We start from the raw sequence: 23,481 nt of genomic DNA, 5'->3' as shown, positions 1-23,481 counted from the left end.
ATGGGTATGATGGGGGGCGGATGCCCGTCCTTCGGCATGATGGGGCACGGTCGCATGGGCCAAGGGAGCTGGGGCGATGGGGGCTGGTTTCGCGGAATGATGGGACGCCAGCCGAAGATGGGCGCCATGGTCGAGGGACGTTTGGCCTATCTCAAGGGCGAGCTGAACATCACGGTGGAGCAGCAGCCGGCATGGGACGCCTACGCGTCTGCGGTTACCGGACGCGTCGAGCTCATGCAGGGCATGCATGAGGGCATGGCAAAGACGATGCAGACGGGGACCGCGACGGAGCGCATGGATGCGCGTATCTCCGGCATGGAAGCCATGCTGGAATCGATGAAGGCCATGAAGCCCGCCACGGACGGGCTCTACTCCGTGTTGAAAGATGAGCAGAAGGCCGTTGCAGACGAACTGATTGGCGGCGATTGCGGTGCCTTTTGAGGCTTTAGTAGCGGACAAGAGGAGTTCTCGATGAGCTACCACTTCAGCAAGACCATCTCGATGCCGATGGACAAGGCGATCGATCACGTCACGGCGGCGTTGGCTGCCAAGGGGTTTGGTGTCCTCACCACCATTGAAGTCGCGGCGACGCTGAAGAAGAAGCTGGATGTCGAATTTCGAGCCTATGTCATCCTCGGCGCCTGCAACCCGGGATTCGCCTACAAGGCCCTGCAGGAGGAGAGCCGGATCGGCACTATGCTGCCATGCAACGTTATCCTGCAGCGGGTCGGCGAAGGCCTCGTCGAGGTCTCTGCCGTCGATCCGATCGCCTCGATGCAACGGGTCAACAATCCCGGCCTTGCATCGATCGCGGGAGATGTGCGGGAGTTGCTCAAGCAGGCGGTCGACGGGCTTTGACGAGTAGATCGGAGATCGGCGCGTTAACGGAGCGCGAGATGGACAACTGGAGTTCCCGTTGGCGGCCCTGACGATCATCGCCCGGCATCCCCCGCAATCGCTCGCTCGATCCCTCACGCTCACCCATGCCGTTCTCTACGGGCTGGGCGTCACCATTGGCGCCGGCATCTATGTATTGGTCGGCGTCGCTGCGGGTCGCAGCGGCATGCACGCGCCGCTGGCCTTCATCGGCGCCGCGCTGGTCATGTCGTTCAGCGCCGGGACCTTTGCCGAACTCGGCACGCGCATGCCCGTCAGCGCCAGTGAAGCTGCCTATGTTGAGCAGGCATTCGACCGGCGCTGGCTGAGCCTCGGCGTAGGATTGCTGGTCGTCGTGACCGCGATCATTTCCGCCGCAACGATCAGCGTGGGAAGCGCGGGCTATTTGGGCGTGTTCGTCGACCTTCCCGCGCCTTGGATCATCAGCCTCGTCGTGGTGGGGATGGGTCTCGTCGCCTGCCTGGCCACGCGCCAGTCCGTGACGCTTGCGGGCATCATGACGCTCATCGAGGTCGGGGGGCTTGTGCTGATCATCGCAGCCGGCCTGGGGGCGGGGAGCGACGTCGTCACCCGACTTTCTGAAATCCTGCCAGCTTCGGGTGACATCGCCGTTTGGGTCGGATTGTCCGGAACGACCTTGATCGCGGTCTTCGCCTTCATCGGCTTCGAGCATCTGGTCAACGTTGCCGAGGAGGTGAAATACCCCTCGCGCACGCTGCCGCGCGCCCTGTTCGCAACCCTCGGCCTGACCGCGGTCATCTATGCGCTCGTCGTTTGGATCGCGATTGTCGCGGTGCCGCCGGAAGAGCTCTCCCGGTCGCCCGCGCCGCTTGCGCTGGTGTTCGAGCAGTTGACCGGCATGCCGCTCGTCACGATGAGCATGATCGCCGTGGTGGCGACGCTCAACGGCGTCATCGTCCACATGATCATGATAGCCCGCGTTCTCTACGGGCTCGCCAGCCAGGGAAACCTTCCATTCGCCCTGACCCGACTGAACCCGACGACCGGGACCCCGGTTCTGGCCACAGCCATCGGAGTGGGCGCGATCCTGATGCTTGCGCTCGCGGTGCCGCTGGCAGGGCTCGCTGATCTGACCGCCCGCTGCACGCTAGCGATCTTCGCGATCGTCAACCTCGCGCTCATCCGGATCAAGTCGCGCGAGTCGGAGCCCCCGCCGGGCGTATTCGTCTGTCCAGGATGGGTTCCGTTTGCGGGACTCGTTTCAAGCATCACGCTGCTGATGCTCGATCGGGTCGCGGGATAGGACGATGGCGCAAGGAGCACCGTCGGGACACGAAAGCCGGCTCGGCACCTACGCGTTGGCTGCCGGCGGTATCGTGGGCGTCCTGGCTTGTCTTCTCATCGCGTGGCCCTTTCTCGGCGCGATCGTCTGGGCGCTGGCGCTGGCGATCCTCTTCTCGCCCGTCCATGCCAGGATCAAGCACAGGTTCGGACATCCCAACCTCGCCGCCCTTCTCTCGGTCGCGATCCTGGCCATCGTCGTCGTCGCGCCCGCCGCCTTCGTCATAGAACGCCTCATCACGGAAGCCGCCTCAGGCGCGGTCTCGCTCCAGGCACGCGTAGCAGGCGGCGAATTCCAGAAACTTCTCGACGCCTATCCGAGCATCGCGCCGCTCGGCGCGTGGATCGACCGGCAGTTCGACCTTCCTTCTATGATGGCCAGCCTCGCGACTTGGCTGAGCAACATCGGAGCGACCTTCGTCCGCGGATCGTTCCTTCAGGTCGCCGAGGTGTTCCTCACCTTCTACCTGCTGTTTTATTTCCTGCGCGACCAGGCGGCCGCCATCGCCTTGATGAAGGCCTGGCTGCCGCTCGATTCGGCAGAGGTCAATCACTTGTTTCGCCGTGTTGTCGATACCGTGCATGCCACGGTCTACGGAACGCTCGCGGTGGCGGCCGTCCAGGGGATGCTCGGCGGCTTGATGTTCTGGGTGCTTGGGCTGCCCACGCCGCTCCTATGGGGGCTGGTGATGGGCCTGCTCTCGATCATTCCCGTCCTGGGCGCCTTCGTCGTCTGGATCCCCGCCGCGATCCTGCTGGTGCTCGATGGAAGCTGGGGGCGCGCCCTGATACTTGCGATCTGGGGCGGGATCGTCGTGGGCGGGATCGACAACGTGCTACGGCCGATGTTCGTGGGGAACCGGCTTTGACTGCACACCATACCCGCCTTCATATCGATGATCGGTGGTTTGGTCCTCTTCGGCGCCCCCGGCTTCATCCTGGGGCCCTTGACGATCACCATTACGTTGCTGCTGGTTGAGTTCTTTGCCAAGCGCATGGATCGAGACGCTTCCCACGACACCAGGAAAGCTTCATCTCAATAATGGATTTTTGGTTCGGCTCCTGCTCTCAATCAGGATACGTCCGTGCCGGTGCCATTACGGTGCCCGGGGTGAGGAGAAGGGTAGATGAAAACCTTGTTGAAGTTCCACGGGGCGGCGGGCGGCGTGACCGGCTCCTGCTACGAGATCGAAACCGCCCGCGGGCGAATCCTGATCGATTGCGGGCTGTTCCAGGGGTCGAAGTCCGAGCGTGAGCTGAACTACGGGGCGTTTCCGTTCGACCCCGCCGGAATCGACGCCGTTGTTCTCACTCATGCCCATATCGATCACGGCGGTCTTCTGCCGAAGCTCGTCAAGCAGGGCTTTTCCGGCCCGATCCACACATCCGTGCCGACCATAGACCTTTGCTCCGTCATGCTTCCGGATTCCGCTCACATACAGGAGACGGAGGTGGAGCAGCTCAACCGGCGCAACGCGCAGCGGGGGCGGCCTGCGGTGTCGCCCATCTACACGCAGCAGGATGCGGCCTCCTGCATGACCCTGTTCCGGCCCGCGGGATTCGGCCAATGGATCGTCGTCGCGTCCGGCATTCGCGCCCGCCTTTGGAATGCAGGCCATCTGCTCGGCGCCGCCTCGGTTGAACTGGAGATCGAGGGTGAAGACGGGCCACCGCTGAGGCTGCTCTTCTCGGGCGACATCGGCCCGAGCCAGAAGCTTCTGCAGATGCCTCCCGAAGGACCCGAGGGAATCGACTACCTCGTCTGCGAATCGACCTACGGCGACCGTGATCGGCCGGAGGTGTCCCGCGAGCAACGCCGCTCGATGCTTGGCCAGGAGGTGCTCAAGGCGGTAGGCCAAGACGGTCCTCTCATTATCCCGTCCTTTGCCGTCGAAAGGACGCAGGAGCTCCTCGTCGATCTGTTCATGCTGATGCAGGCGGGAACGTTGCCTTCAGCGCCGATCTTCGTGGATTCGCCGCTTGCGACACGGGCGAGCGCCATCTTCGAGAGGCATGCCAGCGAGATCGAAGGCGGTGAGGTGCTGCAGGCAGCCCTGAGATCACGGGACGTGCGGTTCACCGAGACCGTTGAACAGAGCAAGGCGATCAACCGGCTCGCCGGGTTCTTCATCGTCATAGCCGCTAGCGGCATGTGCGATGCAGGGCGCATCCGGCATCATCTGAAGGCAAATCTCTGGCGCAGGAACGCCACGGTCATGCTGGCCGGGTTCCAGGCTCAGGGATCACTCGGTCGGATCCTTCTGGACGGGGCCCAGCGGGTGCGCATCCAGGGCGAGGAGATCGAGGTCAAGGCAGCGATCACCCTGTTCGATCTCTATTCCGGCCATGCCGATGCCGGTGAGCTGGTGAATTGGGTCAAGGCTCGAATGCCCGTGAGACAAGGCGTCTTTCTCACGCATGGGGAAGAGGCGGGACTCAATGGGCTGCGGCAGGGCCTCAGTGGCGAGCTTCCACCCGACCGGATTGTCATCCCGCGGATCGACGACGCGTTCGAGTTAAGCTTGCACGGGTTCAGGCCGGTCGAGCTCAATGGCCGGCGCCGCCTGCAACCGGAACGGGTCGGGCGACTCGACTGGCACAACGATCTGTCCCGGCTCCTCCTCGACATTACACAATCGGTCAACGCTGCGGCCGACGAACGCGGGCGCGCCGCGACCATCCGTCGGCTCCGACGCGCACTGGACACGAATGAAGCTTAGGATTGTGTCGGATACAGTTAGGGTAGGCCCGACACTGCCCATTCACTCAGACAGCCGTGCCGACCAGCACGCCGATTCCAGCGGTCAGCGCCATCGCAAAGGCGCCCCAGAAGGTGACCCGCAGCGTCGCCTTCATGACGTTTGCCCCGCCTGCCTTCGCGCCGATCGCGCCCAGAAACGCCAGGAACAGCAGTGAAGCAGCTGACACGACCCAGACCAACGAGGCGGTGGGCGCCACAAGCACCATCGCCAGCGGCATCGCGGCTCCGACCGCAAATGTCGCTGCCGATGTGAAGGCTGCCTGGATCGGCCGCGCCGTCGTCATCTCCGAAATCCCGAGCTCATCATGCGCGTGGGCGGCAAGCGCATCCTTCGCCATCAGTTGGTCCGCGACCGCATGTGCGAGGTCAGTCGTCAACCCGCGCTTGACGTAGATCTGCGCCAATTCCTCCCTCTCGAACTCGGGCTGCGTTTCCAGTTCCCCCCGCTCGCGGTCGAGGTCAGCATGCTCGGTATCCGACTGCGAACTCACCGATACGTACTCGCCGGCCGCCATGGACATAGCCCCTGCAACAAGCCCGGCCACACCCGCGACAAGCACCTCTGAAGTTCCGGCGGCAGCGGAAGCCACTCCCACGATAAGGCTGGCTGTGGAGACTATACCGTCGTTGGCACCGAGTACGGCAGCTCGAAGCCAGCCGATCCGCGAAACGAGATGGTTCTCCGTGTGCAGCCTGCTCATGCCTGCCTCCTGATGATACCGTTCAGCTCCGTGGCTGCAGCGACGGTGTTCGAGATGGTGCCGTATTTGCGGACGTTCCTGTGCAGCAGTTCCAGACGCTGATCCGACTCGTCCGTGTCGACCGTCAGCACGTAGTCGATTGAGACCATCTTCGGCGGGCTATCCTGCCGTACGGCATGAACTTCGACATGAACACCTTTGAAGTCGAAGTGCAGCATCGGAGCAACGCGCTCGATTCCCTTGATCATGCATGCCGCGACAGCGGCGAGCAGAAGTTCCGCAGGATTGAAAGCATCAGATCGACCACTAGGATTCGTGTCGAGCCCAATCTGTGCGTTCTTGGTCGTGGCGAGGGCGCCGTGCGCATCCACCCGACGGGCTTCGACCTTGTACTCGAGCATGATGCGACCTCTCGCTTGGAGCGCGTCATGGACGACGCACGAGAACATCGTAACACGACCGAATTCCACGAGAATTGATCCGGGTCAGGTAGCAACGGCAGGCGCGACAGAGCCGCGCGTCGGGGGGAAGGCGCCGCGATTAAGCCCACCATTGCGGTACAACCAACGTGCCCGTTCCGCCGCTTGAGCATCGGCGTTCCCGGAAATCTTCGCGGTCGGTGTCTGCGTCGCTATCCCGCCGATCGGCAAGATGCCGGTTCCGGTGGGTGTGCCGAAGACCGGCTTCATGATCGAATCCATGGTGACGGCGACGGCGCGCAAAGCATCTTGAATGACGCGGGGTGGTTGCCCTGACCCTCGCGCCAGATTCCCGCGATGGCGAGAAAGGGATGTCCGTTCAGCGTGAAGCGATGCTTGGTCTTCGGATATTTCTTGCCAGTGAACTCAAAAAATCCCGATGCCGGAATGAGACACCGGTTGCTGTTGGCGAAACGTCTTCCTTCCGACCGAAAATGAAGACGAGCCCGCCCTTGGGTCCCGAAGGCGGAAAGCTGAAATTCATCGAGACCAGCTCGATACTATTGCCGGCAGCACGCATGACCGGCGCCATGTCGTTGATCCGGACATCGTCGCTTTCAGGAAGGTCAAGCTCGCTCTGCTGAGTGGGGATGCCAAGCTCCAGGGCCTGCATCATCTTGCAGTATTCCACCCACTTCACGTGCTGTTCGTACGCGTTGCACATGCCTAAAGTTACGCCAGATCGAAAGATCTTTCGAGAGGGAGCGTCGCCCTGTCGGGACCGGGCTGCCGGCGAAGCTGAAGCCCCGGGGGGTCTTCAACCCTTCGGGCGTCCAGTGACGCGGCGGGTCAGCGGCGCAGAATGAAGGGTATGATGTTGCTTAGGGCGTTGAAGCGATGGGCAGCAAAGCGGCGCATGATCCGGAGCCGATGGCAGCAGGATGCGCGCGCACTCGTCGCCCGCGATGAACATGCGGCATATTATGAAGCGCATCGGCTCGTTGCCAGGTTTCGAGCGCGCGGCGACGCCGGCGAGGCATTTCATTGGGCGAAGGTTGCGGCGGAGATCGCGCGCATCGCACCGGGCGCAGAAATGGATATCGATGTCGTTCGTGCAGTCGTCGACGACGAGCTCGATCGTCTTCGACCTGGGTCGACGCGCAGGATCTGACTGCGGCCCTGAGCTCGCAGCAGATTATCAGCCAGTTTCTCATATCAGATCCTGATAGCTCACGCGGACGCGTGGCATGTCGTTCGATGTTCTCCGTGACACCCGGCATCGAGACACTGCCCTCCGTGTGCCGGATCATTTCCGCGGACGCCCAAAGGATTGCAGGATTAACGTAGGTCTGGAGCCCCGCTGCCGGCGACAACCCCATCACGACCAGCCGCTTCAGGATGGCGAAATGTGGGGCAGCGATCCCGATGCCCGGTGCAGCCGAGACCAACAATGGCACGTATCAGCGTTTCACTATCTGTGCTGAAAAAGTCGCATAAAGGGCAGCCTGGAACTTGAGAGCCGTGGGATCAAGCAGGGCCAACATGGTAGCCACCAGAGTCGCACACCCGATGCGACCGATATGATTGGCGTCGGCGCGGATCGTCAGGGCGGTCATGGCTTCCCGTGTTCCGATGTCTCACAGTTCATGAAGATCTCCGCCGCCAGTTATCCTCTCCGCCGCCGCGCCCATTTGCGGATCTCGCTGAACCAAAGGACGCTGCTGCCCATCGCGACGCAGACCAGCCACTGTTCGAGCGGCAGGGGGACTGTTCCGAACGCCACGTTGAGCGGGCTGAAATTGACGACCGCGACCTGGAGCAGGAATGATAGGCCAATCGCCGCCCACAGCCACCGGTTCGCAAACAGATGGCCGAAAGCGCTGGTGGTTTCGGAACGCGCATTGAAACAATTGAACAGCTGGGCAATAACCAGCACGGTGAACCCGGCCGTGCGTGCCTGATCAAGACTCTGCGAGCCCTCGATCAGCCCGCCGGGCAGGTAGAGATCGATGGTGAGAAGCGTCGCCAGCGCCATTACCAGACCGATCTCGATCACGCCGCGCCACATGCGCGCGTCGATGGCGCGCTCGTTTACCTTGCGCGGCGGACGTGCCATCACATCGTCGGTTTCCGGATCGATGCCCATGGCGAGCGCGGGACCGGAGTCGGTGATCAGATTGATCCAAAGGATCTGGGTGGCCAGCAACGGCAGCACCAACTCGCCGCCGCCGGCGCCACCCAGCCCGATCACGCCGGCCCCGACGACGCCGAGGAACACGGTCAGAACCTCGCCCATGTTGGACGACAGCAGATAGCGGAGGAACTTGCGGATATTGTCGAAGATGCCGCGCCCCTCGCGTACCGCCTCGACGATGGTGGCGAAATTGTCGTCGGCCAGGATCATCTTGGCCGCCTCCTTGGTGACTTCGGTGCCGGTGATCCCCATGGCGACGCCGATATCGGCTGCCTTCAACGCTGGGGCATCATTGACGCCGTCGCCGGTCATCGCCACCACATTGCCGTCGGCCTGCAGCGCATCGACGATGCGCAGCTTGTGCACGGGCGCCACGCGGGCATAGACCGATGTCGTGCGAACCGCGGCCGCGAAACCAGCATCGTCCATGGCGTCCAGTTCGGCCCCGGTTAGTGCCTTCTTCCCGTTTTCGACGATGCCCAGCAGTGCGGCGATGCGCGACGCGGTGCGTGGATGGTCGCCGGTGATCATCATCACTCGGATGCCGGCGCGGCGAGCTTCCGCTATCGCGACCGCCGCTTCCTCGCGTGGCGGATCAATGATGCCCACGGTGCCGACGAAAATCAGGTCGTGCTCAAGCTTCTCGCCGGCTTGCGGGTCTTCGTCGGCTCTCAGCGGCCGATAGGCGACCGCCAGGGTGCGCAACGCCTCGTCCGACAGGCGCTCTACATTGGCGTGCGCGTGTGCACGCTGCGCCTCGTCGAACGGGACCACGTCCATGCCAACCCGGATGCGATTGCAATGCCCCATCAGCACGTCCGGCGCGCCTTTTGTGATGAGGATACGTTCGCCGCCATGCTCGTGGTCGCGCTCGATGGTCGACATCATCTTGCGTTCGGAGCTGAATGGAATCTCGCTGATACGCTCGAAGCGTCGCTGGCGGCGGTCCTCGACGCCGAGCTTGCGCTCAGCCACAAGAAACGCGGCTTCTGTGGGATCGCCCTGGATCTCCCAGGCTCCGTCTTCCGTCTGCCGCAAGGCGGCATTGCCGGCCAGGCTGCCACCGCTCAGGACGACGATGTGCTCGGCGCGAAGCGCTGCTGCCGGTGCTACCCCGTCCTCGACCTCCAGGCGGCCCAGCGGCGCATAGCCGACGCCGGTAACGCGGCTGCCGCCCGATGCGGTCGTGATCCGCTCGATCGTCATCTCGGAGCGCGTCAGCGTGCCGGTCTTGTCCGAGCAGATGACGGAAGCCGAGCCAAGGGTCTCCACCGACGAGAGGGTCTTGACCACGGCGTTGCGGCTGGCCATGCGCTGCACCCCGAGCGCCAGCACGAGAGACAGGATGGCGGGGAGACCTTCCGGCACCGCCGCAACTGCCAGCGATACGCCCAGCAGCAGCACGGTGATGACGTCCGAAGGGCCTTCTATGTCGGACACCAGCAGCACCGCGGCGACGACGATAACGGCGATGACGACGACGGCGATGCCGAGCGTGCGGCCGATCAGCGCCACCTCCCTCTGCAACGGCGTCGGCTGCTCCACCGTGGCGTCGAGCATGGTGGCAATAGCGCCCATCTCGGTCTGCATGCCAGTAGCGGTGATGACGGCGCGGCCGGTCCCCTGAACAACCGCAGTGCCCTTGAACACCATACAGGACCGCTCGGCGAGTGGCGCGAGGTCATCCAGGGCGGCCGCGTCTTTCAGAACAGCCTCGCTTTCTCCGGTGAGCGAGGCTTCCTGCAAGCGAAGGCTCGCCGAGCGCAGCAGCCGACCATCGGCTCCGACGGCGTCGCCTTCCTCCAGCAGCAGGATATCGCCCGGGACCAGCTCGGCGCTCGGGATGCGCCTTCGCTCCCCGTCGCGCAGCACCGAAGAGGTCACGGCGGTCATTCGCGCCAGCGCGGCAACAGCGTTGGCGGCCCTTGCTTCTTGCACGAAGCCGAGAACCGCATTGGCCACAACCACCATGGTGATGACGATCGCATCGATAGGCCAGCCCTCACGGCCCTCGATCAGCCATGCCACAAGGGCGATGACGATCGCGCCGAGCAGCAGATAAACGAGTGGGTCCTGAAACTGCGCGAGTAGGCGGCGCCAAGCGGGCATCGGCGCCACCGCCCGCAGTTCGTTACGGCCAAATTCCGCCAGAAGCCGCGTCGCCTCGGATCCGGTCAGGCCGCGCTCGGCATCGCTGCCAAAACTCTGCACTACGGCGTCGGCTGCCAGCAGCGAATAGTCATCGAGTGTCGGAGACTGGAGCCGCTCGTTCAAATCACTGCCCTTGCTCTGCGGATTTCACGCGTGCCGGCCGCGTCGAGGAAGGACATGATCAGGCTCCGATGATTGTGACCCAGCGGTGAGGACGGTGAGGTGCCAGTGCGGTTTTGGTTCCATAATTACTGCACTTGCTGGCGAGGGTCGTATCAGAACGCGTGGAATGCTATTCCTTTGCCTCCCGCCCGGACATCTGCTCGATCGAGATTCGAAAGAAGACGTGCGGCGAATGGTCCGACACCTCAGATGCGACCGGTTTGAGACCGCCCGGCTCCCACCAGTCGAAATGTCTGCTCAATTGCGACCAAGCATGATCCCGCCCGACACTATCAAGCATTTCTTCATAACGACCGTCGACAACCACGCTTTTCCATTCGCGCCGTTCGCCCCCCTCGTGTACCTGAAGTGACACCATGGGATTGCCCCGCATCCATTCAATCTTCTTGCCCGGCATGGAGAATGCGTAAAGATGGCTGTCCGCGTAAACACAGTAGATCGGAACCACGTAAGGCCGCCCGTCTTTTGCGCAGGCCAAGCGGGCTAAGCGATTTGCCGCAAGCAGCTTCGCGCACTCTGAAGTGGAAAGTGTACGGATTATCATTGGCCGACCTCCGGCTGTAACTCCCCTCATGAAGGCGCAGTACAACTCTATGACGCCTATCGTAGACGCTTCCCCCGTTCACAGAAACACGATTCGCATGATGATTGGAGGTGATACCTCTCACCTACAATGGCAACTCGTTTTGGGTCAGCAACATATCGAATCAGTTCTCAGGAGACGGTAGGCACGAATGCATCGGCCGTAGAACACCAGGCGATGAAGCTGAACAAGGTCAGTCCAGACGATCTATCCGTCTTTGATACAGGTTAAGGCCAGTTCGAACGGAAACGTGATACCGGCATCGCATGTATTGCGCATCGCGTCGCCGTACGCGTTTGTCATGATGGTCATGAACTGCCGCCAAATCTGACAGGGCAAAACCGGAATGGTCCGGAATACACGCTTGGAATGCCAGAACCGCGAAGGCGAGCACGCAGATCAAGCCTTTGCGGCCGAGACGGCTGTTCGGGTCGGTATCATCATCCAGCGGTCTAAGGCGTTAGTTGGGGCAAGGGGTTAGGGTGGCGGGGGCGCTGCGCTTGTTGACGACATCCCTACCAGGAGGATAGCAACTGCGGCATGACAGAGCACCGCCACGCCTCCCACCCCGACATCGTCAAGCGCCTGAAACGCGCCGAAGGCCATTTGCGCAGCGTCGTCGCCATGATCGAGGCGGGAAAACCCTGCCTCGACGTCACGCAGCAGCTTCACGCGGTAGAGAAGGCCGTCGCGCAGGCGAAGCGCACGCTGATCCAGGACCATCTCGAACATTGCCTGGAGGACGCCGTCGGACCGCTTCCGAGAGAGCGTCGCCGCTCCGTCGACGAGTTCAAGGAAATCGCGAAGTACCTTTGATGCTCGGCGTTCTTTCCAACCGCACCTACCGCCACCTTTTCCTTGCTCAGGTCGTCGCGCTGATCGGAACCGGGCTTGCGACAGTGGCCCTAGGCCTGCTCGCCTTCGACCTGGCGGGCGAGAACGCCGGGGCGGTGCTGGGCACGGCGCTGGCGATCAAGATGGTCGCATATGTCGCCGTCGCGCCGGTGGCGGCCGCTTTCGCGGAACGACTTCCGCGCCGGGCCATGCTGGTCTCGCTTGACATCGTCCGCGCTGCGGTCGCACTTCTCCTCCCGTTCGTCACTGAGATCTGGCAGGTCTACGTCCTGATCTTCGTGCTCCAGTCTGCCTCCGCCGGGTTCACGCCGACCTTCCAGGCGACGATCCCGGACGTGCTTCCAGACGAGAGGGAGTACACCCGAGCGCTGTCGCTCTCGCGGCTCGCCTACGATCTGGAAAGCCTGGTCAGCCCGGTGCTGGCGGCGGCGCTCCTGACCGTCATCAGCTTCCACAATCTGTTCGCCGGGACCGTCGTCGGCTTCCTGGTCTCCTCGGCACTGGTCGTCTCCGTCGTACTGCCGAGTCCGAAGGCGAGCGCACCGCGCGGCATCTACGACCGCACCACGCGCGGCATCCGCATCTATCTGGCGACGCCGCGCCTCAGGGGCCTGTTTGCGATCAACACGGCGGTCGCTGCCGCCGGCGCGCTGGTGATCGTCAACACGGTCGTCTACGTACAGGCCGTCTTCGGTCTCGACCAGAGCGAGACGGCACTGGCGCTTGCAGCCTTCGGCGGCGGGTCGATGCTGGTCGCCCTGGTCCTGCCGAGGCTGCTCGATAGCGTGTCCGACCGAGCCGCCATGCTGGCGGGCGCTTCGGTCCTCGCCGCAGCGACTTTCGCCGCGGCAGCCGTCCCTTCCTATGGTTGGCTGCTTCTGCTCTGGTTCGTCATCGGCGCCGGCTACTCGATGTCGCAGACCCCGTCCGGGCGGCTCTTGCGGCGCTCATCGCGCGCCGAGGACCGTCCGGCGCTGTTCGCCGCCCAGTTCGCCCTCTCGCATGGATGCTGGCTTGTCACCTATGCGCTTGCCGGATGGGCCGCGGCCGCGTTCGGGCTTCAGGCAACCGCTTTGATTCTCGCCGCCATCGCTGCAAGCGCCGTCGCGGCTGCCGCGTGGCTGTGGCCTGCCGCCGACCCTGAGATCGTCGAGCATTCCCATGACGGCCTGCCCGTAAGCCATCCGCATTGGGCAGAAGGCTCTGTCGCGGGCCGGAACAGCCATGCCCATGCTTTCGTCATCGACGACCTTCACGGCACATGGCCGCATGCGCGCTGAAACCTGTTCGCATCGATTCCAACGACCCGATGGATGACATCGCCATTCTGGGCGGGCTGTTCGCGATCGCCTTCGTCGCCGCCACGATCCTGCCCGCGCAGTCGGAAGCCGCCCTTGTCGGCCTTCTCGTGGCCGACACTCACCCTGCCATTCTGCTGGTCGCCGTCGCCAGTATCGGAAACGTGCTGGGCGCCATGGTCAACTGGGCGCTCGGGCGCGGCGTGGAGCGTTTTCGCGACCGACGATGGTTTCCGATCGGCCCTGCCGCGCTCGACCGGGCGACGGGGTGGTATCGCCGCTGGGGACGCTGGAGCCTGCTCCTGAGCTGGGCGCCGATCGGCGGGGACGCGCTGACGGTCGCGGCGGGAGTCCTGCGCGAGCCGCTTTGGAGCTTCGTCGTCCTGGTCACGATCGCCAAGACCGCGCGCTACGTCGCGCTGGCCGCCACCACGCTGGGCGTCCTCGGATGATGGGTCTGCTTCAGGAACTGGTCGCGATCCAGCGCGAGATATACCTCGCCTTCGCCGACCGCATCGGGAACTTCGCCGAGACGGGCGACTGGCAGCTGCTGGCGGCATACCTTCCCATGGGGATCGTGTTCGGCGCGGTCCACGCGCTCACGCCCGGTCACAGCAAGGCGGTGCTCGCCATCTACCTGACGGGCTCGACCGCCACCCTCGCGCGCGCCCTGGTGGTGTCGCTTGCGCTGTCCTTCACGCATGTGACGATGTCCGTTCTAATCGCGCTGTTCTCCCTGCCGCTGGTGTCCGTGGCCTTGGGCAGCGTCGGCCGAGCGCCCCTGCTGGAAGATCTCAGCCGGGGCCTGCTCGGTCTGATCGGGCTGTGGATGCTGTGGCAGGCGTTTCGCGGGACCGGGCATTCGCATGGCCGCGAAGGCTCCTTGGTCGGCTTCATGGCCGGGCTGATCCCCTGTCCGCTGACGCTGTTCGTCATGACCTTCGCCATCTCGCGGGGCGTGCCGCAGGCGGGCGTCGCCTTCGCGGCCGTGATGATGATCGGCGTGGTGCTGGTGCTGGCGGCGGTGGCGCTGGCGGCCGTGCTGTTTCGGCAGCAGCTTCTGCGCCTGCTGGCAGCCCGGCCCCGCGTGGTGGACGCCGTCACCCGGACGATCCAGGTGACGGCGGGCCTCATCCTGGTGGCAGTAGCCTGGAACGCGATCGTCGGCTGAGCCTGCCTGACGCGGGCCGCTACCGGCTCGATGGATTGCGCATGCAGATCGCGGTCTCCCCATAGAGCTCGGGCCCAAGAATCGCGTCCATCATCCCGGCACACGGAAGGACGCACCATTCCAAGCCAATGACGCGCAGGCGCACGGCAAGACGGTCTTCCTTTATCCGACCAAGGTAGAGGCCCGAAACTCGCGGTCCAGACATTCGAAATGGACATGGCGAGATCAGCTGTTGCGCTGGATGAGGATTTGATCAACCCGCATGCCCTGGTTGTCGCTTATCGGTATCGGGCTCGTTCCGGTCCTGCGGTGGAGCATCGTTCCATCGCTTGTTCTTTAGTATCTGCGCTGGCTTTCTTCCCTGACCGCCAGGCTGATTCACGTATCCCCAATCGGAAGCCGCACCATAGCGTCCAACCCGCCTCCAGCGCGGTTCCGCAGCAGGACCGTTCCGCCATGCGCCTGAACAATGGTTCGGGCGAGGGCCAGACCCAGGCCAACCCCGCCCGTATCCCGGTTGCGAGACCCTTCCAGCCGCACGAAAGGCTCAAAGACGGCCTCAAGCTGATCCTTGGGCAATCCCGGACCCGTGTCGGCGATGGTGATGATGACCGTTCCCGGTTCTTGCGTCAGGGTAACGTTTGCCACGTCGCCATAGCGGACCGCATTGTCGATCAGGTTGCGCAGCGCTCGGTTCAGCGCGTGAGGGCGAATGGTGACGGGCATCGGCTGCGATGGTGTGAGGTTCGCCCGATCCCCGCCCACATCGCCCACTATATCGGCCAGCAGAGCAGCTAGATCCACCGTGGCTTCGGGTTCCGCCTTGGCGACTCCGCGCGCATATTCCAGCGTCGCTTCGACCATGGCCTGCATTTCCTCGACAAGCGACTTCAGGCGGACACTGTCCTCGGTTTCGTCCAACATCTCGATCCTGAGCCGCATCGCGGTAAGGGGTGAACGCAGATCATGGCTCAGCGCCGCGAGCATATGTGTGCGCTCGGTCACAAAGCGCGTCAGCCGGTCCTGCATCCGGTTGAAGGCCAGCGTGGTGTTGCGGATCTCTGATGGCCCGGTCATGGGCAGCGGACCAGCATCAAGACCACGCCCCAGCCGGTCGGCCCCTACGGCAAGCGCGCGCATCGGGCCCACGACACGCCGAGCCGTCCACCAAGCCACCAGGGCCACGGCAACTGCCATCAACAGCAGCGGCAACAGGGCCTTCGGCGAAAGTTGCGGCCCCGGGCGATGGAACATCGTGCGCACATTCAGCCAATCGCCTCTGGCAAGACGGATCGAAAGCGTCATTTCCACCGCTTCCGTCCGCCCGGCCATCATCGCGTCGTGCATGGGGCGCATTGCGGCTGGCATGCCCTCGGGCATCGGCATAGGTGTTATGGAATTGGCATGAATATCTGCCCGGATTTCACGTTCTGGATTGCCGAGGATCTGCCGGATCTGGCCCAGAACAGAGTCTGTATCGGTGCTATCGTGCGGTGCTTCAGGCGTAGGTCCGACTTCAAACCGAACCAGGGGCGAATCTGCCGCCCTCAGGATAGAGGGGCGCAGATCTGCTGGCGCGTCGTCCAGCAGCAGCACGACATTCGCGGCGCGTCCCGCCACCTCGAAACTCAAGGCCGCCCGCACGGCGAGGTTGCGCTCGTCGGTCAGCAGCAGGAGTCCAAGCCCCTGCGTCGCGACGAGCGCCAAAAGCAGCATAGCCAGCAACTGACCACCCACGGATTGCGGGAACAGATTGCCCAGACGGGCGAAGCGCGCCTTCACGGCACCTCCCTTACATCGGCGGCAAAACTGTAGCCGCCTCCCCAGACGGTGGCGATTAGTACGGGCTTGGTTGGATCCGCCTCGATCTTGCGGCGCAATCGGTTGATTTGATTGTCGATGGTACGATCAAACACCTGTGCCGCCCGGCCAGAGGTCAGGTCGAGTAGTTGATCGCGACTGAGCACGAAGCGTGGGCGGGCCAGGAACACCGTCAGAAGGCGGAATTCGGAGGTGGTCAGCGCGACTTCGGCGCCTTCGGTATCGATCAGCTTTCGCCGGTCGGTATCCAGAACCCAACGGTCGAACGCCAGCCTGTGCCCGGCAATGTTGCGGCCCGGCATCCGCGCCCGTTCGGACCGTCGCAGGATTGCCTTGATCCGGGCCAGGAGTTCGCGCGGATTGAACGGTTTCGGCAGGTAGTCATCGGCCCCGACCTCAAGTCCTACGATGCGGTCGGTATCATCCCCCAGTGCGGTCAGCATCAGGATCGGTATGCCATCCTGGGCGCGCAAACGGCGGCAGACCGACAGGCCGTCTTCGCCCGGCATCATCACATCCAGCACGATCAGATCGAACTGCCCCACCTTCATCGCCGCGTCCATCGCCAGGGCATTTGCCGCGGTCGTCGCGCGCATGCCGTTCTTTTCCAGATACTTGGCAATGGCATCGCGGATCTCGCGGTGGTCATCGACGATCAGGATATGGGGCGAACCGGTCATCATCATATCTCCTGGACCTGACCCTAGCCGATCCTGGGGGTAACGCGGGCGGAAGATTGTCGCAAACCTTCACCGGGACGGTGTTTGCGACAGTTTGATACAAATGACCTTCCCGCCTGACAAACCTGTGGGACACCTGCATCCCAGATTGAACCCATCGCAGATCAATTCAGGAGTGATGATCATGAAACGTTCAACGAAGCTGACCCTCTCAGTCGTTGCAGCCCTTGGGCTTGCGGCGGTTGCAGTACCCGTCATCGCCCAGCAGGCGCAGATGCAGTATGGCGGTATGATGGGCGATGGCATGGGTATGATGCGTGGGCACGGCGGCATGAGGGATGCCGGCCATCACGGCATGATGGGCGGCGGTATGGGCATGATGATGGATGGGCACCAGAGCAATGCCATGGCCGCCTTTGATACCAACAAGGACGGTACGCTCAGCCCCGAAGAGATGACGGCAGGCATTCAGGCAGAACTCAAGACCTATGACACCGATGCCAATGGCAAGCTGTCGTTGGAGGAATTCGCGGTGATGCATGCGGCCCACACCCGGCCGATGACGGTGCGCGCCTTCCAGATGCACGACGCCGACGGTGATGCGCAAGTGACCGAGGCTGAAATGGCTGCCATGGCTGAAACGATGCAGAGCCACATGGCCGGGCAGCAAGGCGGAATGCCGGGAATGGGTAAAAGTATGATGGACAACAACTGACATGAGTGCTGCCCCCGCCGCTTTGACGCAGGTCTGTTGTCGGGGGCAGAACCATCACGTGATAAGGAGAATTCGATGATGAACGATTACGGTATGGGCTTGGGGATGGGGTTCGGATGGCTGGGGACGATCGTCATTCTGGTTCTTGTGGGTCTAACAATCGCCGCCCTGGTCAAGTATTTACGAAAATGACCTACAGGGAGAAATCGCCATGAATTATACGTTCAATCGGTTGGTAACCGGGGCGAACTTTGACGAGGTCGACGCCCGCACCCGGAAGGCGCTTGCAGACAAAGGCTTTGGCGTCCTGACCGAAATCGACGTCAAGGCGACTATGAAGAAGAAGCTCGACGTGGACATGCCGCCCTATCGAATCCTTGGCGCCTGCAATCCGAAGATGGCGCATCAGGCCATCGGTATCGAGCCGCGCGTTGGCGCGATGCTGCCCTGCAATGTGATCCTGCGCGAGGTCGCAGGCGGGGTTGAGGTCAGCGCCATTGACCCGGTGGCCTCGATGCAGGCGATCGATAATCCTGAACTGCATGCGGTTGCGGGTCAGGTACGCGACCTGCTGGCCGAGGCGGTCGCTGCGATCTGACAGGCAGGCCCGCCGATCTCGGCGAGTCGCCGCACGGCGGTAGCCGTCCGTTTCGAGCCCGAATTCGGCCGCCGCCTCAACAAGGTGATGGGAGGCTCAAGACTGCCGGAGGTGTTTTCGGTACGGTGCTCTTTGGAGGGCGGCGTCCTCCACAAAGCAGGGCAGGGACGTCAAGAGTAGGATCCCGACAAGAAAGGTCCCTTGCGAAAAGCAGCTACGGCTGTGTTCTTCAATTCTGGCTTTAGTTATGCCCGCGGGCGCCGAGACGGTCTCGGCACCCGCGTTCGCGTATCAAGGGGTCTGAAAAGTTACGCCGTTCGGTCCCTTGCCGACTGTGTAGGTGTCGACGACCGACTGGCTTGCGACTGATATCCGCGAAACCGTGCCAGCGATGATATTGGTCACGAAAGCAAAGTCCCCGTCGCTGCTGACGGTCACCCCGTGCGCTCCCTGGCCTGTCCGAATTGTCTTAACGACCGTGTCGCTGGCGGTATTGATGACCGAAACCGTGTCGTCCGGCTCCTCGTCGGTTCCCTGGTTTGCGACATAAACGAAGCGGCCGTCAGTGGTCGCATGCACCTGAATGGGTGACCGTCCGACGTCGATGCGCTTGGTGACCTCGCGCGTGGCGGTGTCAATGACCGCCGCCTGGTTCGCGTCGCGCAGCGAAACGTAGACACGCCTGCCATCCGGGACGAATCCCACCTGAACCGGAGCGGCCCCGACCGCGATCCTGGCTGTTTCTGCAAGCGTGGCGATATCGATCACTGAGACAGTGCCGTCCTCGACATTGGCGACATAGATCGACTTTCCGTCAGGACTCATCCGCAGGCCGTGAGGATAGTCGCCCGTGGCGATCGTCGCGACGGCTTCGCCCTTTTGCAGATCGACCACCGAAAGAGTGTCGTCTTCGGAGTTGGACACATATGCGCGGTTGCCTTCGGCATCGGCGACGACATGGGCCGGATGAGCGCCAACGTCGATCGAAACTGTCGGAGCGGAGGTTATGTCGGCCGTGTCGAAGATTACCAACTTGCCGCCACCAGCGGCCTCTTCATGACCGTCGCCACCGTCCTCGCTGCCACCATGGCCACCACCATCGTGACTTTCGGTCCCTCCACCCGTTGCGGAGGCGCCCACCGCAAGCAAGAGGCGTCTGCCCGGGACGAACTGGACATTGTGGGGCGTGATATCGACAGGAATGATGTCGACCTTTCCGCTTTTCAGATCGATGCGGCTGACCGAGTTGCCATATTCGTCCGCGGTGTAGACGAAGCCAGACGATTTCGGCTCCGCCCCGACCGGGTGTGCGAACGACATCACAATCGCCAGCCCGAATGCAGCCGCCAGGGCGGCGAAGGTCATGCGCGACCGTTGCTCAACCGCCAGCGCGGCAGCAGCACTCATGGCTGTCTCCCGGCCGTAGCGGCAATCAGGGATGGAGTGGCGCGGGCGAGACCACGCGGCGGCGGGAGTGCCGGAAATGGGCGTTGGGATGATTGCTATGCGACTTAAAATTCTCATCTTCGTGACTCCGGATTGCAGATGGCAGGCGCACGAGCCGAACGGCAGTGTGCGCTTAGGCGATCGCGGAGACTTTTGGAGGTCGCATTTGGAGCGGACAATCGCCCGGCAACGAGATGGTATCCGAGGCGAGGGCGAGAGGCGTGCTTCGCGTAGAGCCGTCGAGGGCCTGCGCGAACCCAGGGACGCAGATGGCGCATCCGGATGTCGAAATACAGCAGCTGCCGTCGTCCCGCGCTTGTTCTTCGCCGCCGCAAGGCTTGGCATGGCTGTGTTCGGCCGCAGGCTCGGCGTGGGTGTTTTCGATTGCAAAGCGAATATCCTCGGCAGCGGCCGCCGGGGCGTGTCCGTCGTGAAGCAGGGCAGAGATCGCAATGAGGATGGCCATGGACAGGGCGAGCCAGCGCGACGCATCGAGCGCCCGCATTCCAAGCCGCAGTCTGGACGGTCCCAAAGGGATCACACCCGATCTCAACTGATTCCGCCCTTTCCTCGATGCGCGCTGTACAGGGTTGATTGCATGCCCACCATAGAAGGAACCTGAACGGCTCAATTTGTCCAAGATCAAAGAGAGTACCGAAGCCGAAAAAAATGCGGCGTGCAGCAAAGATACGACTGACGACGGAAAAACGCAGCGATCAACCCCAACTCGGTTTTACAGAAGAGGACCTGCCAGTCGCGCCAAGTTCTCGCAGATCTTGTGGGCGATCATGCGCTTTTCCCAAGCGTCGAGGGTGAGCGTCTCGCTGGCGCCGAAGCAGCGGATTTGCTCACGCCGCAGTTGCGCCGTGACGCCACGGTCAAAAGCGACAAGGCTTATTTCAGCGTTCAGGACAAAGGAGCGGATGTCGACATTGCTGGAGCCCAGCAGTGCGATCTCGTCATCAAATGTGACATGCTTGGCGTGCACCGGCCCGGAGAAGTTCGGAATAATAGGATCGCTGCGCGAATTTCACCAGAATGTGATCCGTCAGGTACGAAACCACCAGGTGGACTTCGACTCCACGCAACGCCGCGGTCTTGAGCGCCTGCAGGAATGCCTCGTCCGGGACGAAGTAGGGGGTCGTGATGACGACACGCTCGCGCGCGCCGTGAACCAGCGCGGCCATGAGGTGTCCAACGCCGGCATCCGGGTAGTCGGGGCCGCTTGGCAGGACCTGCGCGACGACCCCGGAGTCGGGATGATGGTGCGGAAACAAGGCGGGCATGGCCAGTTCCTCGTCGGTTTCCATGAACCAGTCGGCGATAAACACGGCTTGGAGTTCCGCTGTGATCGGACCGACCACTTGCGCGCGACCAGTTCTTCATTGGCGATGTTCCGGCTAGACACGGCATTGGTGATGTTCTGCGAGCCAACATAGCCGACACGGCTGTCGATGATGGCAATCTTCCGGTGATTGCGCAGATCGGCGCGTGCCGACCTGCGCCGGAAAAGGCCGACCCGAAGGGCGAGCCGAACCTCCACGCCGGCCGGGGGCGAGCAGCTTCGCCACGCGATGCGCCCATTGTCGCGACCCGATGGCATCGATCAGAACCCGGCACTTGACACCTCGTCGCGCGGCCCGGTCCAGCGCGTCCATTATGCGCCGGCCGGTCGTCGGCAAAGATGTAGAACAGAAGATGGACTGTTTGTTGTGCCTGGTCGATGTTGGCGACGATTCGGTCGATCACGTCATCATACTCGGAGAGAAGCCTGACGTCGTTTCCGGCGAGTGCCGGGAATTGCCGAGCTTTTCGATCAGAAGAGCTGGCCCTGCCAGTGTGCCCGGCAGGTCGGGACGGCGGCAGAAGCGGGAATGGGCAATCTCCCTGGACGCAGCCGCGAGGATGGCCGGCAATCTGACAAAGCGTTGGCGACGCCAGCGCGGGTAAGTAGGTCTTCCGATGAGAAGGTAGATGACAAGCGCCGGAATCGGCAGGAAAAATACCAGCAGAAGCCAACTCCGCGAGGCCTCGGGAGAACGCCGCAAGGGCACGACCACAATCATCACGAGGCGGATTGACCATTCAACCGCCAGGTAGGCGATCGCCCAGGCTTCGCCCCCAATGAACACCATCGCCGTTGTCCTGCCTGCTTTCTTTGCTCTCTCTCAGCCGCAATCGCCCTAGCTGCTGGTAAATCAGCCGCGTTTCCTTGACGTGTATCAAGAAACCTTCCGCGATCCCGAGCTAGTCTGCCATATTTGTAACCTCTTATCTGGGTCGCGGCTCCGATCGGCGAGTGGCAACGTCGGCACGCGACGCCGAGAGCAAATTCCACTGCGCTTAGGGGATCAGGCAGATGAAGGCAAAAGACGTCATGACCGTGGACGTAGTCAGCGTTTCGCCTGACCACAGTGTCAGGCATGCAGCGCGGATCATGCTGGACCACCGCATCAGCGGCCTGCCCGTGATTGACGATGATGGCCGCGTGGTCGGTATCGTGACCGAGGGCGATCTAATGCGCAGGTCGGAACTCGGTGCCCAGGCGCTGGCGCCGGTCGATCGGCAATTCAGCACGGAGGAGAACAACGCTGGCGCTTACGTGAAAAGCCACAGCTGGAAAGTGGCGGATGTAATGACCGAGGATCCAGTCAAGGTCGAAGAAGAAACGCCGCTGCCTCGAATCGCTGCGCTCATGGCGGAGCGCGGCATCAAGCGCGTACCGGTAATGAGAGGAGGGCACCTGGTTGGGATCGTAAGCCGAGCCGAACTCCTGCGAGTTCTCATCACAGCCAAATTCGACGCTACGGCGCCCGGCGACGATGCGATCCGGCGCAGCATCCTTACACGGCTGCGAGAGGATGCAGGCATCAAAGGAGATGAGCTGGCTCTCACTGTCGCCGACGGCCTGGTGCATGTATCGGGAGCGGTCTCCTCGCAAAGTGAGCGAGATGCTGTCCGCGTGGTTGCCGAGGGCGTAAGGGGCGTCAAGGGTTTTTTCGACCACCTGTCCCTTGCCTAGCTCCACACAGGCGGCCGATGCTGGACGAAAGCATCCTTCGAAAACCTGTCAGGTGACATCGTGAGCAACTCCGCCATACAAGACGACCTGGCAACGCTACAGCGGGAGACGTTCGACTACTTCATCCATGAAGCGAACCCTGCCAACGGCCTCATCCTCGATAAGACGGAAGCGAACTGGCCCGCAAGCATCGCTGCCACCGGCCTTGCGCTGACCTGCTATCCGGTGGGGGTCGAACGCGGATTCATGAGCCGGCGCGCGGCCATGGAACGCACTTTGGCCACCCTGCGCTTCTTCTGGAACAGTCCGCACGGGCCGGAGCCGGACGCCACGGGATATCGCGGTTTCTACTATCACTTCCTGGATATGCAGACCGGCCGGCGAGCCTGGCAGTGCGAGCTGTCGACCATCGACAGCACCTTTTTGTTGGCCGGCGCGCTGGCCGCGGCGGCGTTTTTCGATGCGAACACGCAGGACGAGGTCGAGATCCGTACACTGGCTGATGCGCTCTATCGCCGAGCCGATTGGCGCTGGGCGCAGGACGGCGGAGAAACCGTCAGCCACGGTTGGACACCCGAGCGCGGATTCCTGAAGTACCGCTGGGAAGGATATGACGAGGCGCTTTTGCTCTATGTCCTGGGGCTCGGCTCGCCGACGCATCCTCTACCCTCGACCAGCTACGCG

General features: G+C 62.8%; 26 protein-coding genes and 3 pseudogenes. 14 read left to right on the top strand and 15 right to left on the bottom strand.

Translation table 11 applies throughout. From position 1 onward, the window contains the following. Window positions 1-6: 6 nt before the first annotated feature. The 5 genes from MAXJ12_RS18540 to MAXJ12_RS18520 all read left to right on the top strand — a co-directional run bounded on the left by MAXJ12_RS18540 (window position 7) and on the right by MAXJ12_RS18520 (window position 4,919). Window positions 7-441 carry a Spy/CpxP family protein refolding chaperone gene (locus tag MAXJ12_RS18540; RefSeq protein WP_157999641.1) on the top strand — a complete coding sequence of 145 codons (435 nt, stop codon included), beginning with the start codon at window positions 7-9 and terminating at the stop codon, window positions 439-441. Between the two features lie 30 nt (window positions 442-471). Continuing rightward, a complete protein-coding gene (locus tag MAXJ12_RS18535; RefSeq protein WP_008837488.1) occupies window positions 472-858 on the top strand; it encodes a DUF302 domain-containing protein in 387 nt (128 codons plus the stop codon). 58 nt (window positions 859-916) lie between these two features. Further along, window positions 917-2,161, top strand: a complete 1,245-nt coding sequence (locus MAXJ12_RS18530; protein WP_008837487.1) for an APC family permease — start codon at window positions 917-919, stop codon at window positions 2,159-2,161. A gap of 4 nt (window positions 2,162-2,165) precedes the next feature. Beyond that, window positions 2,166-3,068, top strand: a complete 903-nt coding sequence (locus MAXJ12_RS18525) for an AI-2E family transporter (RefSeq protein WP_008837486.1) — start codon at window positions 2,166-2,168, stop codon at window positions 3,066-3,068. A 258-nt stretch (window positions 3,069-3,326) separates the two neighbouring features. Continuing rightward, window positions 3,327-4,919 carry an MBL fold metallo-hydrolase gene (locus tag MAXJ12_RS18520; protein ID WP_008837484.1) on the top strand — a complete coding sequence of 531 codons (1,593 nt, stop codon included), beginning with the start codon at window positions 3,327-3,329 and terminating at the stop codon, window positions 4,917-4,919. Window positions 4,920-4,965: 46 nt separating this feature from the next. On the opposite strand, the gene MAXJ12_RS18515 is transcribed toward MAXJ12_RS18520, so the two are convergent. The 4 genes and pseudogenes from MAXJ12_RS18515 to MAXJ12_RS18505 form a co-directional block, all read right to left on the bottom strand. Next, window positions 4,966-5,661, bottom strand: a complete 696-nt coding sequence (locus tag MAXJ12_RS18515; RefSeq protein ID WP_008837483.1) for a VIT1/CCC1 transporter family protein — start codon at window positions 5,659-5,661, stop codon at window positions 4,966-4,968. After that, entirely contained in the window at window positions 5,658-6,062 is a 405-nt protein-coding gene (locus tag MAXJ12_RS18510) for an OsmC family protein (protein WP_008837482.1), read from the bottom strand. The genes MAXJ12_RS18515 and MAXJ12_RS18510 overlap by 4 nt, the downstream gene beginning before the upstream one ends. Before the next feature lie 84 nt (window positions 6,063-6,146). Further along, a complete protein-coding gene (locus MAXJ12_RS36850; RefSeq protein ID WP_139043935.1) occupies window positions 6,147-6,350 on the bottom strand; it encodes a hypothetical protein in 204 nt (67 codons plus the stop codon). 17 nt (window positions 6,351-6,367) lie between these two features. Next, window positions 6,368-6,804 (bottom strand): annotated as a pseudogene (locus MAXJ12_RS18505) (SOS response-associated peptidase family protein); the annotation flags it as partial. A gap of 192 nt (window positions 6,805-6,996) precedes the next feature. Here MAXJ12_RS18505 and MAXJ12_RS18500 point away from each other — a divergent pair. Beyond that, the gene (locus MAXJ12_RS18500) at window positions 6,997-7,251 is read left to right on the top strand and encodes a hypothetical protein (RefSeq protein ID WP_244421524.1); all 255 of its coding nucleotides are present in this window, start codon (window positions 6,997-6,999) and stop codon (window positions 7,249-7,251) included. 45 nt (window positions 7,252-7,296) lie between these two features. Here MAXJ12_RS18500 and MAXJ12_RS40040 read toward each other — a convergent pair. From MAXJ12_RS40040 to MAXJ12_RS18490, 4 genes and pseudogenes are all read right to left on the bottom strand, one after another. Next, window positions 7,297-7,519: pseudogene (locus MAXJ12_RS40040) on the bottom strand (peptide deformylase); the annotation flags it as partial. Between the two features lie 21 nt (window positions 7,520-7,540). Next, window positions 7,541-7,696, bottom strand: coding sequence for a hypothetical protein (locus MAXJ12_RS37695; protein WP_008837478.1), 156 nt, complete (start codon window positions 7,694-7,696; stop codon window positions 7,541-7,543). Window positions 7,697-7,746: 50 nt separating this feature from the next. Further along, window positions 7,747-10,548: a cation-translocating P-type ATPase gene (locus MAXJ12_RS18495; RefSeq protein ID WP_008837477.1), complete on the bottom strand. Its 2,802-nt coding sequence runs from the start codon at window positions 10,546-10,548 to the stop codon at window positions 7,747-7,749. Between the two features lie 169 nt (window positions 10,549-10,717). Continuing rightward, window positions 10,718-11,152 carry a pyridoxamine 5'-phosphate oxidase family protein gene (locus tag MAXJ12_RS18490; protein WP_040586780.1) on the bottom strand — a complete coding sequence of 145 codons (435 nt, stop codon included), beginning with the start codon at window positions 11,150-11,152 and terminating at the stop codon, window positions 10,718-10,720. Between the two features lie 579 nt (window positions 11,153-11,731). On the opposite strand from MAXJ12_RS18490, the gene MAXJ12_RS18485 reads away from it, so the two are divergent. From MAXJ12_RS18485 to MAXJ12_RS18470, 4 genes are read left to right on the top strand one after another with little or no spacing between them, the layout of a single operon-like run. Further along, the gene (locus MAXJ12_RS18485; RefSeq protein ID WP_008837475.1) at window positions 11,732-12,007 is read left to right on the top strand and encodes a metal-sensing transcriptional repressor; all 276 of its coding nucleotides are present in this window, start codon (window positions 11,732-11,734) and stop codon (window positions 12,005-12,007) included. After that, the gene (locus MAXJ12_RS18480; RefSeq protein WP_008837474.1) at window positions 12,007-13,326 is read left to right on the top strand and encodes an MFS transporter; all 1,320 of its coding nucleotides are present in this window, start codon (window positions 12,007-12,009) and stop codon (window positions 13,324-13,326) included. Before MAXJ12_RS18485 ends, MAXJ12_RS18480 begins: the two co-directional genes overlap by 1 nt. Before the next feature lie 29 nt (window positions 13,327-13,355). After that, the gene (locus MAXJ12_RS18475; RefSeq protein WP_040586795.1) at window positions 13,356-13,796 is read left to right on the top strand and encodes a YqaA family protein; all 441 of its coding nucleotides are present in this window, start codon (window positions 13,356-13,358) and stop codon (window positions 13,794-13,796) included. Beyond that, the gene (locus MAXJ12_RS18470) at window positions 13,796-14,515 is read left to right on the top strand and encodes a HoxN/HupN/NixA family nickel/cobalt transporter (RefSeq protein WP_008837472.1); all 720 of its coding nucleotides are present in this window, start codon (window positions 13,796-13,798) and stop codon (window positions 14,513-14,515) included. Before MAXJ12_RS18475 ends, MAXJ12_RS18470 begins: the two co-directional genes overlap by 1 nt. Before the next feature lie 378 nt (window positions 14,516-14,893). On the opposite strand, the gene MAXJ12_RS18465 is transcribed toward MAXJ12_RS18470, so the two are convergent. Both MAXJ12_RS18465 and MAXJ12_RS18460 read right to left on the bottom strand, forming a co-directional pair. Beyond that, entirely contained in the window at window positions 14,894-16,297 is a 1,404-nt protein-coding gene (locus MAXJ12_RS18465; protein ID WP_008837471.1) for an ATP-binding protein, read from the bottom strand. Continuing rightward, window positions 16,294-17,019 carry a response regulator gene (locus tag MAXJ12_RS18460; RefSeq protein ID WP_008837470.1) on the bottom strand — a complete coding sequence of 242 codons (726 nt, stop codon included), beginning with the start codon at window positions 17,017-17,019 and terminating at the stop codon, window positions 16,294-16,296. Before MAXJ12_RS18460 ends, MAXJ12_RS18465 begins: the two co-directional genes overlap by 4 nt. A gap of 181 nt (window positions 17,020-17,200) precedes the next feature. On the opposite strand from MAXJ12_RS18460, the gene MAXJ12_RS18455 reads away from it, so the two are divergent. Together MAXJ12_RS18455 and MAXJ12_RS18450 are read left to right on the top strand one after the other, a co-directional pair. Next, on the top strand, window positions 17,201-17,731 hold the full coding sequence (locus tag MAXJ12_RS18455; protein ID WP_050898851.1) for an EF-hand domain-containing protein: 531 nt from the start codon (window positions 17,201-17,203) through the stop codon (window positions 17,729-17,731). A 211-nt stretch (window positions 17,732-17,942) separates the two neighbouring features. Then, window positions 17,943-18,329, top strand: a complete 387-nt coding sequence (locus MAXJ12_RS18450) for a DUF302 domain-containing protein (RefSeq protein ID WP_008837467.1) — start codon at window positions 17,943-17,945, stop codon at window positions 18,327-18,329. A gap of 291 nt (window positions 18,330-18,620) precedes the next feature. On the opposite strand, the gene MAXJ12_RS18445 is transcribed toward MAXJ12_RS18450, so the two are convergent. The 5 genes and pseudogenes from MAXJ12_RS18445 to MAXJ12_RS38900 form a co-directional block, all read right to left on the bottom strand. Then, complete coding sequence (locus MAXJ12_RS18445) at window positions 18,621-19,736, bottom strand: YncE family protein (RefSeq protein WP_008837466.1); 1,116 nt, start codon at window positions 19,734-19,736, stop codon at window positions 18,621-18,623. Between the two features lie 172 nt (window positions 19,737-19,908). Next, window positions 19,909-20,280, bottom strand: coding sequence for a hypothetical protein (locus MAXJ12_RS38240; protein ID WP_008837465.1), 372 nt, complete (start codon window positions 20,278-20,280; stop codon window positions 19,909-19,911). Window positions 20,281-20,508: 228 nt separating this feature from the next. Further along, window positions 20,509-20,923: pseudogene (locus MAXJ12_RS38910) on the bottom strand (phospholipase D-like domain-containing protein). Beyond that, window positions 20,824-21,378, bottom strand: a complete 555-nt coding sequence (locus MAXJ12_RS38905) for a phospholipase D-like domain-containing protein (RefSeq protein ID WP_244421523.1) — start codon at window positions 21,376-21,378, stop codon at window positions 20,824-20,826. Before MAXJ12_RS38905 ends, MAXJ12_RS38910 begins: the two are co-directional and overlap by 100 nt. A 142-nt stretch (window positions 21,379-21,520) precedes the next feature. Continuing rightward, window positions 21,521-21,910, bottom strand: a complete 390-nt coding sequence (locus MAXJ12_RS38900; RefSeq protein WP_244421522.1) for a PLDc N-terminal domain-containing protein — start codon at window positions 21,908-21,910, stop codon at window positions 21,521-21,523. 224 nt (window positions 21,911-22,134) lie between these two features. Between MAXJ12_RS38900 and MAXJ12_RS18430 the strand changes: the two genes are divergently transcribed. Both MAXJ12_RS18430 and MAXJ12_RS18425 read left to right on the top strand, forming a co-directional pair. Beyond that, entirely contained in the window at window positions 22,135-22,797 is a 663-nt protein-coding gene (locus MAXJ12_RS18430) for a CBS domain-containing protein (protein WP_008837464.1), read from the top strand. Window positions 22,798-22,857: 60 nt separating this feature from the next. Continuing rightward, on the top strand, window positions 22,858-23,481 hold a 624-nt coding region (locus tag MAXJ12_RS18425; protein ID WP_008837463.1), incomplete at its 3' end, for a glucoamylase family protein.

The sequence above is a fragment of the Mesorhizobium alhagi CCNWXJ12-2 genome (genome assembly GCF_000236565.1).
Classification (GTDB): Bacteria; Pseudomonadota; Alphaproteobacteria; order Rhizobiales; family Rhizobiaceae; genus Allomesorhizobium; species Allomesorhizobium alhagi.
This window is presented reverse-complemented; position numbering and strand designations above follow the sequence as displayed.

What these genes read in the sequence shown, in the direction of transcription:
- MAXJ12_RS18540 (WP_157999641.1), top strand. Translation starts at nt 7, where the DNA reads ATGATGGGGGGCGGATGCCCGTCCTTCGGCATGATGGGGCACGGTCGC.
- MAXJ12_RS18535 (WP_008837488.1), top strand. Translation starts at nt 472, where the DNA reads ATGAGCTACCACTTCAGCAAGACCATCTCGATGCCGATGGACAAGGCG.
- MAXJ12_RS18525 (WP_008837486.1), top strand. Translation starts at nt 2,166, where the DNA reads ATGGCGCAAGGAGCACCGTCGGGACACGAAAGCCGGCTCGGCACCTAC.
- MAXJ12_RS18520 (WP_008837484.1), top strand. Translation starts at nt 3,327, where the DNA reads ATGAAAACCTTGTTGAAGTTCCACGGGGCGGCGGGCGGCGTGACCGGC.
- MAXJ12_RS18515 (WP_008837483.1), bottom strand. Translation starts at nt 5,661, where the DNA reads ATGAGCAGGCTGCACACGGAGAACCATCTCGTTTCGCGGATCGGCTGG.
- MAXJ12_RS18510 (WP_008837482.1), bottom strand. Translation starts at nt 6,062, where the DNA reads ATGCTCGAGTACAAGGTCGAAGCCCGTCGGGTGGATGCGCACGGCGCC.
- MAXJ12_RS36850 (WP_139043935.1), bottom strand. Translation starts at nt 6,350, where the DNA reads ATGAAGCCGGTCTTCGGCACACCCACCGGAACCGGCATCTTGCCGATC.
- MAXJ12_RS18500 (WP_244421524.1), top strand. Translation starts at nt 6,997, where the DNA reads ATGATCCGGAGCCGATGGCAGCAGGATGCGCGCGCACTCGTCGCCCGC.
- MAXJ12_RS37695 (WP_008837478.1), bottom strand. Translation starts at nt 7,696, where the DNA reads ATGACCGCCCTGACGATCCGCGCCGACGCCAATCATATCGGTCGCATC.
- MAXJ12_RS18490 (WP_040586780.1), bottom strand. Translation starts at nt 11,152, where the DNA reads ATGATAATCCGTACACTTTCCACTTCAGAGTGCGCGAAGCTGCTTGCG.
- MAXJ12_RS18485 (WP_008837475.1), top strand. Translation starts at nt 11,732, where the DNA reads ATGACAGAGCACCGCCACGCCTCCCACCCCGACATCGTCAAGCGCCTG.
- MAXJ12_RS18480 (WP_008837474.1), top strand. Translation starts at nt 12,007, where the DNA reads ATGCTCGGCGTTCTTTCCAACCGCACCTACCGCCACCTTTTCCTTGCT.
- MAXJ12_RS18475 (WP_040586795.1), top strand. Translation starts at nt 13,356, where the DNA reads ATGGATGACATCGCCATTCTGGGCGGGCTGTTCGCGATCGCCTTCGTC.
- MAXJ12_RS18470 (WP_008837472.1), top strand. Translation starts at nt 13,796, where the DNA reads ATGGGTCTGCTTCAGGAACTGGTCGCGATCCAGCGCGAGATATACCTC.
- MAXJ12_RS18460 (WP_008837470.1), bottom strand. Translation starts at nt 17,019, where the DNA reads ATGATGACCGGTTCGCCCCATATCCTGATCGTCGATGACCACCGCGAG.
- MAXJ12_RS18455 (WP_050898851.1), top strand. Translation starts at nt 17,201, where the DNA reads ATGAAACGTTCAACGAAGCTGACCCTCTCAGTCGTTGCAGCCCTTGGG.
- MAXJ12_RS18450 (WP_008837467.1), top strand. Translation starts at nt 17,943, where the DNA reads ATGAATTATACGTTCAATCGGTTGGTAACCGGGGCGAACTTTGACGAG.
- MAXJ12_RS18445 (WP_008837466.1), bottom strand. Translation starts at nt 19,736, where the DNA reads ATGAGTGCTGCTGCCGCGCTGGCGGTTGAGCAACGGTCGCGCATGACC.
- MAXJ12_RS38240 (WP_008837465.1), bottom strand. Translation starts at nt 20,280, where the DNA reads ATGCGGGCGCTCGATGCGTCGCGCTGGCTCGCCCTGTCCATGGCCATC.
- MAXJ12_RS38905 (WP_244421523.1), bottom strand. Translation starts at nt 21,378, where the DNA reads ATGCCATCGGGTCGCGACAATGGGCGCATCGCGTGGCGAAGCTGCTCG.
- MAXJ12_RS38900 (WP_244421522.1), bottom strand. Translation starts at nt 21,910, where the DNA reads ATGGTGTTCATTGGGGGCGAAGCCTGGGCGATCGCCTACCTGGCGGTT.
- MAXJ12_RS18430 (WP_008837464.1), top strand. Translation starts at nt 22,135, where the DNA reads ATGAAGGCAAAAGACGTCATGACCGTGGACGTAGTCAGCGTTTCGCCT.